Source organism: Massilia sp. (assembly GCF_046293535.1).
In the GTDB taxonomy this organism is placed as follows: Bacteria; Pseudomonadota; Gammaproteobacteria; order Burkholderiales; family Burkholderiaceae_D; genus Telluria.
The window spans coordinates 40,914-52,844 of record NZ_JBKBOV010000039.1; the positions used below are offsets into that span (position 1 = coordinate 40,914).

The following is an 11,931-nucleotide window of genomic DNA, read 5'->3' on the forward strand; positions in this document are numbered from 1 at the left end:
CGCTGCAAAAGTTGAGTTCCTACGGGTCAGGTAGCTTGCGTCCTATAGGTGCGCGCATGCGGCGGGCATAGAGTAGGGGCCATCATGACCCGACACGAACCCACACTCCTGCACCGCGGCCTGCTCGCCGTGCGCCGTAACTCCATCCGCCGCCTGCTGCGTTCCACCTTCGGAATCGAGCAGTTGCGCGACGGCCAGCAACGCGTGATCGACAGCGTCCTCGACGGCAAGGACACGCTGGCGATCATGCCTACCGGCGGCGGCAAGTCGCTGTGCTACCAGATCCCCGCCAAGATGCTCGAGGGGATCACGATCGTCGTCTCGCCCCTGATTTCCCTGATGAAGGACCAGCTCGAAAAGCTCGAAGAGCTGGGCATCCGTTCGGTGCAGGTCAACAGCAGCCTGAACGCCGAGGAAGAAGCGGCGGCCATCGAGGCGATCGAGAACGAAGCCTGCGAGATCGTGTTCTGCACGCCGGAACGCCTGGTCTCGCCCGAATTCATCGCCGTGCTCCAGCAGGTCACGCTCGACATCGTCGTGGTCGACGAGGCCCATTGCATCTCGCAATGGGGGCACGACTTCCGCCCCGCCTACATCGGCCTGTCCGCCGCCCTCGACGCCCTCGGCAAGCCGCCGGTGCTGGCACTGACGGCGACCGCGACCGAGGAGGTCATGGCCGACATCGGCAAGCAGCTCGGCCGCAAGCTGAACGTCATCAACACCGGCATCTACCGGCCCAACCTGCACTACGGCGTGGTGCAGGTGACCAATCCCCAGGAAAAGCTGACCCAGGCCCTGAGGCTGGTCCAGGAGACCGAGGGCGTCGGCATCGTCTATGCCGCCACCGTCAAGCTGGCCGAGGAAATGCTGGCCGTGCTGGAGGAAGCCGGCGAGTCGGTCACGATCTATCACGGCAAGCTCACCGCTAGCGAGCGCAAGCTGAACCAGGACCTGTTCATGGACGGCGAGCGGCGCGTGATGGTTGCCACCAACGCCTTCGGCATGGGCATCGACAAGAGCGATACCCGCTTCGTGATCCACCTGCAGATTCCCGCCAACCTCGAATCCTATTACCAGGAGTCGGGCCGCGCCGGGCGCGACGGGCTGGACGCCAAGTGCACGCTGCTGTTCCTGCAGGACGACAAGCGCATCCAGCAGTTTTTCCTGGTCAAGCATTACCCGGCCGCGGCCGAATTGCAGACGGTCTACACCGTCGTGCGCGAGCTGGCGCAAGAGGGAGCGGTCACCACCGAGCGGCTCGAGACCGCGCTGGAAGAGGCGGGCGAGGCCAAGCTCAAGGTCTGCATCAAATTGTTGAAGGACGGCAAGCTGCTGCGCCAGAACCGCAAGCTCGAATACATCCCGACCAATAAGGAGCCTGACCCGCAAGTGTTCGGGAAACTGGCTGAGGTCTATGTCCAGAAGGCTGAACGGGACCGCGAAGCGCTCGATCAGATGGTAGGCTATGCGGTAAGCGGCTTCTGTCGCTGGAAGCTCTTGCTGGACTACTTCGACGACGAGGTCGAGGGTTTCGAGAAGTGCTGCAAGTGCGATAACTGCCTGAACCCGCCGGCCCTGGCGCTCGACGAGATCGAGATCCGCGACGACGAGTTCGACCGTGAACCCACGCCCGAGCCTACTGGACCGAAGTTCGAAGTCGGCAGCCGCGCCAAGGCGCCCAAGTATGGCGAGGGCGTGATCGTCGCTCTCGCAGGTAGCCAGGTGACACTGGAATTTCCTGACCAGGAAGAACCGCGTACTTTCCTGGCCGAGTTTCTCGAGCCGGCTTGAGCCGGGCATTTTATGTGAAAGGACCGCATGGGGGACATGGTCGTCGTCCGCAAGGAAGGACTGTATTGCGTACCCGGAGGCTTCTACATCGATCCCTGGCGCCCCGTGGACCGGGCCGTGATCACGCACGCCCACGGCGACCATGCGCGCTACGGCCACGGCCACTACCTGGCGGCGGCGCCGGGCGTGAACGTCTTGCGGTCGCGCCTGGGCGACATCCACGTGCAGGGCCTGGAATACGGCGAAAGCATTACCCATAACGGCGTCACCATCTCGCTGCACCCGGCCGGCCATGTGCTGGGATCAAGCCAGATCCGCATGGAGTGCGGCGGCGAAGTCTGGGTCGCTTCGGGCGACTACAAGGTGGAGCCCGACAAGACCTGCGCCCCTTTCGAACCGGTGCGCTGCGACACCTTCATTACCGAGTCCACCTTCGGCCTGCCGATCTACCGCTGGGACCCCGAGCAGCAGGTCATCGACGAGATGAATGCCTGGTGGCGCCGCAATGCCGAGCAGGGGCGCTGCAGCGTGGTGTTCGCCTACGCCTTCGGGAAGGCCCAGCGCATCCTGTCGCGCCTGGACGCGTCCATCGGGCCGATCGTCTGCCACGGCGCGGTCGAGCCGCTCAACCGGGTCTATCGCGCCGGCGGGGTCGAACTTCCGGAAACCGTCGTGGTCAGCGAGATCGACAAGGCGGCCTTGCGCCGCGCGATCGTGATCGCACCGCCGTCCGCCAGCGGCTCGCCCTGGATGAAGCGCTTCGGCGACTACAGCGATTCCTTCGCCAGCGGCTGGATGCTGCTGCGCGGGGCGCGGCGGCGGCGCGGCGTCGACCGCGGCTTCGTGTTGTCCGACCATGCCGACTGGCCCGGCCTGATGAGCGCCATCAAGGCGACCGGGGCCGAGAAGGTCATCGTCACCCACGGTTCGATCCCGACCATGGTGCGCTGGCTGTGTCAGAACGGGCTGGACGCCAAGGGTTTCGATACCGAATATGGCGACGAGGAAGAGGACGAGGCGATTCCTCCTGCCGGCGCCGCGGCGAACAAGGCCCCGAAGGAGGAGCAAGGAGAGCCCGATGCGTGAATTCGCCCGCCTCTACGCCGAACTCGACGAAACCACCTCCACCACCCGCAAGCTCGACGCCCTGCAATCCTATTTCTCGCACGCCGCCCCGGAAAACGCGGCCTGGGCGGTGTACTTCCTCGCCGGCGGCAAGCCCCGGCAAGCCGTGCCAACGAAATTGCTGCGCCAGTACGCGATCGAATACGCCGGCCTGGACGAGTGGCTGTTCGACGAGTCCTACCATGCGGTGGGCGACATGGCCGAGACCATCGCCCACATCCTGCCGCCCCCGAGCCGGCGTAGCGACCTCGGGCTGGCCGAGTGGATGGAGCAGAGGATCGGTCCCTTGCGCGGCGCCGACCCCGGCACGATCCGGGAGGCCCTGTTCGCGGCCTGGGACGAACTCGACTGGCGCGAGCGCTTCCTGTTCGTGAAACTCATCGGCGGCGGTTTCCGGGTGGGCGTGTCGCGCCTGCTCGTCACGCGCGCGCTGGCGGCGATCGCCGCCGTCGACAGCAAGCTGATCGCCCAACGCCTGATGGGCTGGACCGACAACTCGGTCAGGCCCACCGCCACCAGCTTCCTGCAGCTGATCGCCGAACAGTCCGATGAAGAACACAAGCTGCGCGGCGGCCAGCCCTATCCCTTCTTCCTGGCCCACCAGCTGCAGGGCGAGCCCGCCGCGCTGGGCGAAGTCGACGACTGGCAGGTCGAGTGGAAGTACGACGGCATCCGCGCCCAGTTGGTGCGCCGCGGCGGCCAGAACTACCTGTGGTCGCGTGGCGAAGACCTGATCACCGAACGTTTTCCGGAACTGGCGAACGTGCGCATCCCGGAGGGCACGGTGCTCGATGGCGAGGTCTTGATCTGGCAGCCCGGCGTCGACGCCCCGGCGCCGTTTGCCGACCTGCAGAAGCGCATCGGCCGCAAGACCTTGAGCGCCAAGCTGCTGAACGAGCTGCCGGCGGTGCTGTGCTGCTACGACCTGCTCGAATTCGGCGGCGTCGACCTGCGCGCGCTGCCCCAGCACGAGCGCCGCGCGCTGATGGAAACCGAGGTGGCGGCGATCGACCTGCCCCAGTTGCGCCTCTCGCCCGTGATCCGGTCCGGCAGCTGGGACGCATTGGCGAAGCTGCGCGCCGAATCGCGCGAGCGCGGCGTCGAGGGCATGATGCTCAAGGCGAGGAGCGCCCAGTACGGCGTGGGCCGCACCAAGGACGTCGGCACCTGGTGGAAGTGGAAGATCGATCCCTACACGGTGGACGCCGTGCTGATCTATGCCCAGGCCGGCAGCGGGCGCCGCGCTTCGCTCTACACCGACTACACCTTCGCCGTGTGGGACGGGGAGGGCGAGGAGCGCCGGCTGGTCCCCTTTGCCAAGGCCTATTCCGGGCTCACCGACGCCGAGATCCAGCAGGTCGACAACACGGTGCGCAAGACCACCATCGAGAAATTCGGGCCGGTGCGTTCGGTGAAGCCGACCATGGTGTTCGAGATCGGCTTCGAAGGCATCGCCCTGTCGACCCGCCACAAGGCCGGCATCGCGGTGCGTTTCCCGCGCATCCTGCGGCGCCGCCTCGACAAGCCGGTGGAAGAGGCGGACAGCCTCGATACCCTGAAAGGCCTGCTGGCCGCGGCCACGCCATGAGCGCCAATCCGGGCAATCCCGTCACCGAGCGCATCGACGCCTGGTTCGCCGCGCGCGGCTGGACCGTGTTCCCTTTCCAGCGCAAGGTGTGGAAGGCCGCCTTGAAAGGCCAGTCCGGCCTGCTGCACGCGAACACCGGCGCCGGCAAGACCTTCGCCGTCTGGTTCGCCGCCCTGCAGCGCGCCGGGCTCAAGACCGGACGCCACACGGCCGGCCTGCGCGTGCTGTGGATCACCCCGATGCGCGCCCTGGCCGCCGACACCATGCGCGCGCTGGAAGAGTCGGCAGCCCAGCTCATGCCCGAATGGCAGGTGGGCGCGCGCACCGGCGACACCGGCTCCGCCGAGCGCGCGCGCCAGTCGCGCAAGATGCCGGCCGCGCTGGTGACCACGCCCGAGAGCCTGTCGCTGATGCTCAGCCACGCCCAGGCCGCCGAGCAGTTCAGGCAGCTGGACATGATCGTCATCGACGAATGGCACGAACTGATGGGCAGCAAGCGCGGCGTGCAGGTGCAGCTGGCGCTGGCGCGCCTGCGCCGCTGGCGCCCGGAGCTTCTGGTGTGGGGCGTGTCCGCCACCATGGGCAACCTGGACCTGGCGCGCCAGGTACTGCTTGGTGGTGATGATGGGGTGCTGGTCGAGGGCGACCTGCGCAAGAGAATCGAGGTCGACTGCCTGATCCCCGAGAACGTGGCGCGCTTCCCCTGGGGCGGCCACATGGGATTGCAGATGCTCGGTCCGGTGATCCGCGAGATCGAGCAGCACGAGGCGACCCTGGTGTTCACCAATACCCGCGCCCAGTCCGAGATCTGGTACCAGAACATCATCGACGAGCGCCCCGACTGGGCCGGCCTGGTCGCGCTGCACCACGGCTCGCTCGACCGCGAAGTGCGCGAATGGGTCGAGATGGGACTCAAGAAAGGCCAGCTCAAGGCCGTGATCTGCACCGCCAGCCTCGACCTGGGCGTGGACTTCCTGCCGGTCGAGCGCGTGCTGCAGGTGGGCAGCGCCAAGGGCATCGCGCGCCTGCTGCAGCGCGCCGGGCGCAGCGGCCATGCGCCGGGGCGCGTCTCGCGCGTGACCCTGGTGCCGACCAACAGCCTGGAACTGCTGGAGGCGGCCGGCGCCAAGAAGGCGGTGGCGGCGCGCCGCATCGAAGGGCGCTACGTGCCCAACAAACCGTTCGACGTGCTGGTGCAGCACCTGGTCACGGTGGCGCTGGGCGGTGGATTCCGTTCCGGGGAGCTGTACCGGGAAGTCGGGCGCGCTTGGTCTTACCGCAACCTGGACGAGGAAGAATGGCAGTGGGCGCTCGACTTCGTCGCGCGCGGCGGCCAGAGCCTGCTGGCCTATCCGGAATACCGGCGCGTGCTGCCGGACGAGGAGGGCGTCTACCGGGTGCCGGACACGGCGATCGGGCGGCGCCACCGCATGGGCATCGGCACCATCGTGTCCGACTCGACCGTCTCGGTGAAGTACATGAGCGGGGGGCGCATCGGCAGCGTCGAGGAATCCTTCATCTCGCGCCTGAAGCCCGGCGACCATTTCCTGTTCGGCGGGCGCATCCTGGAATTCGTGCGCGTGCACGAGATGACGGCTTTCGTGAAGCGCGCCACCAGCAACCGCGGCGCGATTGCGCGCTGGCAGGGCGCCAAGATGCCGATGTCGTCCGAACTGGCGCATGCGGCGCTGGAAGAGCTGCGCCTGGCCTCAAGCGGCATCTACGACAGCCCCGAGATGGAAGCGCTGCGGCCGCTCATCGAGATCCAGTGCCGCTGGTCGGCGCTGCCGACCAGCGAGACCCTCGTCATCGAGAGCATGAAGAGCCGCGAAGGCTGGCACCTGTTCGTCTATCCCTTCGCCGGGCGCTCGGTGCACATGGGCCTGGCCTCGCTGTTCGCCTACCGGATCGGCCGCATGCAGCCGGCGACCTTCTCGATTGCGATCAACGACTACGGTTTCGAGCTGCTCACGGCCGAGCCGGTCGACTGGGGGCGTATCTTTGCCGCGGAAATGGGCCTGGATGTGGACCTGTTCAGCCTGGAGTGCCTGCTGGAAGACGTGCTGGGCAGCCTGAACGCCACCCAGCTGTCGCAGCAGCGCTTCCGCGAAGTGGCGCGCATCGCCGGGCTGGTGTTTCAGGGTTATCCCGGCCAGCCCAAATCGAACCGCCAGCTGCAGGCCTCCTCGTCCCTGTTCTTCGAAGTCTTCCGCAAGCACGATGCGGGCAACCTGCTGCTGACCCAGGCGCAGCGCGAAGTGCTGGAGCAGGAGCTGGAACTGACGCGCTTGCGCGAGACGCTGGTCGAACTGCACGGGCGCCGCGTCGCCTATCGCGAGGTCAAGCGCGCCACCCCCTTCGGCTTCGCGCTGATGGTCGAGCGCTTCCGCGAGAAGGTCAGCACCGAGAAGCTGTCCGACCGCGTCGCCCGTATGGTGCGCGAACTCGAAAAGGCGGCAGCGGCATGAGCAGCGTCGCGATCCGTGTCGCCGGCGAGACGGTGCTGCTGCTGCCCGAGAAGGCGCTGTACTGGCCGAGCGAGAAGATGCTGGTCATCGCCGACATCCACTTCGGCAAGGCGGCGGCCTTCCGCGCGCTCGGCGTGCCGGTGCCGCGCGGGACCACCACCGAGAACTTGCAAGGGCTCGACGCCCTGGTCGATGCGCACGGGGCGCGCCACATCGTCTTCCTGGGCGACTTCCTGCATGCGCGCGCGGCCCATGCCAGCGCCACCCAGCAGGCCATGCTGGCCTGGCGCGAACGCCGCCGGGGGCTGGCGCTCACGCTGGTGCGCGGCAACCACGACCGCCATGCGGGCGCCCCGGCCGCCGTGCTCGGCATCGACCTGGTGGACGAGCCGCATGCGCTCGGCCCGTTTGCTTTCTGCCACCATCCGGATCTCGCTACCGCGGGCTATGCCCTGGCCGGCCACATCCACCCGGTCTACGTGCTGGCGACCCGCTTCGATGCGCTGCGCCTGCCGTGCTTCGTGGTGGGGCAGGAGCGCATGATCCTGCCGTCCTTCGGCGCCTTCACCGGCGGCCATGCGATCCGCCCCGAGCCGGGCGACAGCATCTACGTCACGTCGGGCGAGGCCGTCCACTGCGTTCGATAGCGTACCGACCCCTTGTCGTGCCGGGACGACAATTCTTGGTAGCTAGAGACTGATCCGGGTATCGACATCGACAAGGGGGAGAAGCCATGGTTTTCCGCAAGCTGCTGCAAGCCGCGTTCGCCGCTGTAATCGGACTCGGACCGGTCCTGACGGGCAGTCTCGCTGCCCAGGCCCAGCAATACCAGAACCGCGCCTACGGGCCGGTGATCAACGGATTCAACGTGGAAGAAGTGCGCCGCCTGACGCCCGGCGTCGAGCTGCATTTCGACCTGTACGGGAGCCCGGGCGGCACCGCGACCCTGCGCATCGACGGCGCCACCCGCAACCTGAACCTGACCGAAGTCGAGCCGGGCCAGTACACCGGCACGTATACCATCGGCACCCACGACCGCATCCGCCCGGAAAGCGGCGTCACGGCCAACCTGCGCCTGGGCAACCAGGTCGCCACCAGCCTGCTGAGCGAGTCGCTGCTACAGCCGAATGCGCCGCGCCAGCAGCGCGGCCAACTGGCCAGTAATCTGGTAATCGAGCGCTTCAACGTGCAGGGGAGTCCAGACCTGAGCCCGGGCAATGAATTGCGCTTTACCGTGTTCGGCACGCCGGGCGGCCGTGCGGAAGTGGCGATCGCCGGCGCGCGCGGCGTATTCTTCCTGCCGGAAGTCCGGCCGGGTGAGTACGACGGCGTGTATACCATCCGCAACGCCGACCGCATCGCCCCGGACAGCCGCGTGACCGCCACCATCCGCGCCAATGGCCGCACCACCACCTCGGTGCTGGGCCGCCCGCTGCTGGCGGGGACGCGCGTCAGCGAGCCGCGCCAGGCGCGCTACTGCACCAACTGCGCGACCGTCGAGGCGGTGAACGTGATCGAAGTGTCGGGTAACGGTAACTACCTGGGCACGGCGGGCGGCGCCGTCATCGGCGGCCTGCTCGGCAGCCAGGTCGGTAGCGGCAGCGGCCGCACCGCCGCGACCGTGGCCGGCGCGGTGGCTGGCGGCCTGGCGGGACGCAATGTCCAGCGCAACATGAACCGTGACCAGCGTTACGAGGTCGTGGTGCGCTATGCGACCAGCGGCGCCACCCAGACCCTGCAGTTCGAGAACGATCCGGGTTTCCGCCAGGGCGACCGGGTGCGGGTGAATAACGGGGTGTTGTCGCGCGACCAGTAAGGCCAGAACACTTCTATATGTAGGGTGGGCGGGGGAAAACAGTCCAGTGGACTGTTTTCCCGCCCACGCGTTCAAACCGAGCGAGATCAGCTCGTGGATTATTTCATCCGTTAGCTATCACCGCGTGGGCGGCGAAGCCGCCCACCCTACGAAAAAGCCACACCACATATAGAACTAAGGCCGGAGCCCTCGCAGGCACCGGCCTTGTTGTTTTTCAGCTAAGAACTGTTCAGGCCGTGGCCAGCACCTGGTCGTCACCCGGCTGCTCGCTCTCGGCCTTCTGCTTGGCGCCGCCCTTGGTGCGCGAGCGCGAGGGGGGCAGGCGGCGCAGGGTCTTGAGCGCCTCGGCGTCCTTGATGCCGATGGTGCGCTGGTCGACCGTGATCAGGCCGATCTCGTTGAAGGCCGACAGGGTGCGGCTGACCGTTTCCAGCGTCAGGCCGAGGTAGCTGCCGATCTCGTGGCGGGTCATGCGCAGGTTGAACAGCTTGCTCGAGTAGCCCATCGCGGCGAAGCGGTCGGCCAGCGAGACCAGGAAGCGGGCCACGTGCGCTTCGGCGGACAGGGCGCCGAGCATGCCGATCATGGTCTGCTCGCGCACCAGTTCGCGGCTCATGACGCCGTACATCATGTTCTCGAGTTCGGCGTGGACGCGGCCGAGGGCGGTGAGCTTCTTGAACGGTAGCAGGATCAGGTCGCAGTCGGACAGGGCCACCGCTTCCGAGGCGTAGTGGCGGGTGTGGATGCCGTCCACGCCCAGCATGTCGCCCTTCATCGGGAAGCTCAGCACCTGTTCGTTGCCGAACTCGTCGATGAGCACGGTTTTCAGGAAGCCGGAGTTGACGATGTACAGGGTGTCGAAGGCCTGGCCGATGGTGTGGACCCGCTGGCCGGTCTTGAACTGGACATGCTGGAACAGCAGTTCTTCGGAAGTCACCGAGACGCTGGCCGGGATGCGGAGCAGGTCGCAGACTTCCTTGAGGTTGGACCAGAGGCGTCCCTGGCGCTGGCGGCCGGCTTCCATGGGGGTATGCAGGGTCGGCTGGGTGACGTTGCGTTGTTCTGACGTTGGCTGGGACTGCATGCTCATCTCCAGGTGAAAGACTCAGGGTTTCGGCGACCACGGGGCGGAGCAGGCAACCGTTACAGGCTGGCTCACGCTGGGACTTGGATCGCAAGCAAGTCGAAACGCTGAATTCAGTATGCCAACACGAGTCCGGCACGGATATCAGCGATGGCTGAATATGTAGGTAGGAAGGCTGACAGGTTTGTAGGAATATTCCGACCCGCGGGTGTCGGCTACAGAGGAAGGGCGGGGAGATCGGTGCTGGGGAAACAGCAGGGTGGGGGGAGAGCTGGTGCCCCCCGGGCGAGGGGAAGCGGCGGCACAAAACCGCCGCCAGTGTGTCTAAATCTTCTTGGACTAGGCTTTCATCGGCGACAGCAGCCGGTGCGCCACCGCGTACTGCACCATTTCGGACAGGGAGTTCATGCCCATCTTCTGCATGATGCGGGTCTTGTGGGTGCTGACCGTCTTGACCGACAGGTGCAGGCTGTTGGCGATCTCGGTGATCGATTTGCCGCCGACGAGGTGCGAAAACACCTCGAATTCGCGGTCGGACAGCTGTTTATGCAACAATTGCTCGTTCGGCGCCATGATGTTGAGCGCCAGCTGCTCGGCCACTTCGGTACTGATATAAGGACGTCCCGAGGCCACCTTGCGAATGGCGCCGACCAGCTGGGTGCCCGCGCTCTCCTTGGTGAGGTAGCCCTGGGCGCCGGCGCGGATCGCCCGCACCGCGTACTGCTCCTCTTCGTGCATCGTGAGGATCAGGATCGCCAGCTTGGGCGCCTCGCTGCGCACCTGGCGGATCAGGTCGACCCCGCTGCGGCCCGGCATCGACAGGTCGAGCAGCAGCAGGTCGAAGCCGCCCTGGCGCACCTGGGCCAGCACCTCGAAGCCGTTGGTCGCTTCGCCGGCAATCTCGATATCCGGCGCGCCATCGAGGATGCGCTTGAGTCCTTCGCGCATGATCGTGTGGTCGTCGGCAATGACGATGCGAATCATAAAACCATCCTTCTCGGTGAAAGCAGCGATGACCTGGGGGAGCACTGATCCAGTGCTTCCCAAAGCAGGCTAACACAGGACGGCGCCGGCATTTGTCGTACTTTCTTCACGCCGGCCGTCCTCAGGCAGGCGCCGGTTCGCTGATCAGGCGGTGCACCAGCACCGGCTTGGTCGTGTGCGACAGTACCTTGTTGGTGACGCTGCCGAGCAACAGCTGGCCCCAGCCGCTGCGGCCGTGCGATCCCATGAAGATCAGGTCGCAGCCTTCCTGCTCGGCGACGTCGACGATCTTCAGGGCCGCGGTATCGGAAAACGCGGTCAGGCAGCTGTGCTTCAGGCCGGCGCCGGCGCAGGAGCGCATGATTCTTCCCATGTACTCCTCGCCCATGCGCCGCATCTGCGCGATGTATTCTTCTTCGCTCGGGTAGGAGGGGGGAATGATTTCCACGTACACGGGATACTGGTAATCGGGGGCGACGAACAGGGCCAGCACCTCGGCGCCCATTTGTTGCGCGAATTTGACGCCGGCGCAGGCCGTATGCTGCGACACGGCCGAGCCGTCGGTGGTGATCAGGATTTTGCGGTACATGATGACTCCTCCAATGGCCACGCCATTCTGGCGTGTAGCGGGCGCGGCGGCGATTGCAAGAACGCAAACTGTTGAGCTCGATCAAACTTCGGGTGCTTATTCCGCAGCAAGCACGACAGCATGATAAGAAAGACCGTCGAGTTACGAAAAACAACACCTCCTTGTGTAAACATTCAGGAACCGTGCGATTTAATTGTCGCGGAATTAAGTTTCGCTGTCCATTTTGTTGCGTCTCTGTCGCCGAGATTTACCTGTGGCAACTACGCTGCTACACTCGCATGCAGATTTCGATCCATTGCGCGCTGCCGTTTACGCGCGCCCAAATGGATGCAGTAACGACCGAATACACCGCTTGATTGCGCACTTATACACCATGGAGAAGCAGGGATTATGACCGACGCCGCTGACGATTTCGACGCACTATTCGAGGAAGTGGCGGCGCAGCGCGCCAGCGCTCCCGCCGCCACCCCGGCGCCGGCGGCCGAG

Annotated in this window: 9 protein-coding genes and 1 pseudogene; 7 read left to right on the plus strand and 3 right to left on the minus strand. The window is 66.0% G+C overall.

From position 1 onward, the window contains the following. The first annotated feature begins 84 nt into the window (after window positions 1–84). The 6 genes from ACK4S9_RS18225 (at window position 85) to ACK4S9_RS18250 (ending at window position 8,788) form a co-directional block, all read left to right on the plus strand. Window positions 85–1,791, plus strand: coding sequence for a RecQ family ATP-dependent DNA helicase (locus ACK4S9_RS18225; RefSeq protein ID WP_409728598.1), 1,707 nt, complete (start codon window positions 85–87; stop codon window positions 1,789–1,791). A 27-nt stretch (window positions 1,792–1,818) separates the two neighbouring features. Then, window positions 1,819–2,877 carry a ligase-associated DNA damage response exonuclease gene (locus ACK4S9_RS18230; protein ID WP_409728601.1) on the plus strand — a complete coding sequence of 353 codons (1,059 nt, stop codon included), beginning with the start codon at window positions 1,819–1,821 and terminating at the stop codon, window positions 2,875–2,877. Then, window positions 2,870–4,504: an ATP-dependent DNA ligase gene (locus tag ACK4S9_RS18235; RefSeq protein WP_409728604.1), complete on the plus strand. Its 1,635-nt coding sequence runs from the start codon at window positions 2,870–2,872 to the stop codon at window positions 4,502–4,504. The genes ACK4S9_RS18230 and ACK4S9_RS18235 overlap by 8 nt, the downstream gene beginning before the upstream one ends. Next, entirely contained in the window at window positions 4,501–6,972 is a 2,472-nt protein-coding gene (locus ACK4S9_RS18240) for a ligase-associated DNA damage response DEXH box helicase (RefSeq protein ID WP_409728607.1), read from the plus strand. Before ACK4S9_RS18235 ends, ACK4S9_RS18240 begins: the two co-directional genes overlap by 4 nt. Next, a complete protein-coding gene (pdeM, locus tag ACK4S9_RS18245; protein WP_409728610.1) occupies window positions 6,969–7,619 on the plus strand; it encodes a ligase-associated DNA damage response endonuclease PdeM in 651 nt (216 codons plus the stop codon). Before ACK4S9_RS18240 ends, pdeM begins: the two co-directional genes overlap by 4 nt. An 86-nt stretch (window positions 7,620–7,705) precedes the next feature. Further along, window positions 7,706–8,788: a glycine zipper 2TM domain-containing protein gene (locus ACK4S9_RS18250; protein ID WP_409728613.1), complete on the plus strand. Its 1,083-nt coding sequence runs from the start codon at window positions 7,706–7,708 to the stop codon at window positions 8,786–8,788. Between the two features lie 229 nt (window positions 8,789–9,017). Here ACK4S9_RS18250 and ACK4S9_RS18255 read toward each other — a convergent pair whose 3' ends face one another. The 3 genes from ACK4S9_RS18255 to ACK4S9_RS18265 all read right to left on the minus strand — a co-directional run bounded on the left by ACK4S9_RS18255 (window position 9,018) and on the right by ACK4S9_RS18265 (window position 11,445). Continuing rightward, entirely contained in the window at window positions 9,018–9,812 is a 795-nt protein-coding gene (locus tag ACK4S9_RS18255; RefSeq protein ID WP_409728626.1) for a Crp/Fnr family transcriptional regulator, read from the minus strand. A 399-nt stretch (window positions 9,813–10,211) separates the two neighbouring features. Continuing rightward, on the minus strand, window positions 10,212–10,856 hold the full coding sequence (locus ACK4S9_RS18260) for a response regulator (RefSeq protein ID WP_409728617.1): 645 nt from the start codon (window positions 10,854–10,856) through the stop codon (window positions 10,212–10,214). A gap of 121 nt (window positions 10,857–10,977) precedes the next feature. Next, entirely contained in the window at window positions 10,978–11,445 is a 468-nt protein-coding gene (locus ACK4S9_RS18265) for a universal stress protein (RefSeq protein WP_409728620.1), read from the minus strand. Window positions 11,446–11,835: 390 nt separating this feature from the next. Here ACK4S9_RS18265 and ACK4S9_RS18270 point away from each other — a divergent pair. Beyond that, window positions 11,836–11,931 (plus strand): annotated as a pseudogene (locus ACK4S9_RS18270) (protein phosphatase CheZ); the annotation flags it as partial.

Bases quoted from the DNA above. Each gene is read 5' to 3' on its own strand.
- pdeM (WP_409728610.1), top strand. From the start codon at position 6,969: ATGAGCAGCGTCGCGATCCGTGTCGCCGGCGAGACGGTGCTGCTGCTG.
- ACK4S9_RS18230 (WP_409728601.1), top strand. From the start codon at position 1,819: ATGGGGGACATGGTCGTCGTCCGCAAGGAAGGACTGTATTGCGTACCC.
- ACK4S9_RS18225 (WP_409728598.1), top strand. From the start codon at position 85: ATGACCCGACACGAACCCACACTCCTGCACCGCGGCCTGCTCGCCGTG.
- ACK4S9_RS18240 (WP_409728607.1), top strand. From the start codon at position 4,501: ATGAGCGCCAATCCGGGCAATCCCGTCACCGAGCGCATCGACGCCTGG.
- ACK4S9_RS18260 (WP_409728617.1), bottom strand. From the start codon at position 10,856: ATGATTCGCATCGTCATTGCCGACGACCACACGATCATGCGCGAAGGA.
- ACK4S9_RS18265 (WP_409728620.1), bottom strand. From the start codon at position 11,445: ATGTACCGCAAAATCCTGATCACCACCGACGGCTCGGCCGTGTCGCAG.
- ACK4S9_RS18250 (WP_409728613.1), top strand. From the start codon at position 7,706: ATGGTTTTCCGCAAGCTGCTGCAAGCCGCGTTCGCCGCTGTAATCGGA.
- ACK4S9_RS18255 (WP_409728626.1), bottom strand. From the start codon at position 9,812: ATGGAAGCCGGCCGCCAGCGCCAGGGACGCCTCTGGTCCAACCTCAAG.
- ACK4S9_RS18235 (WP_409728604.1), top strand. From the start codon at position 2,870: ATGCGTGAATTCGCCCGCCTCTACGCCGAACTCGACGAAACCACCTCC.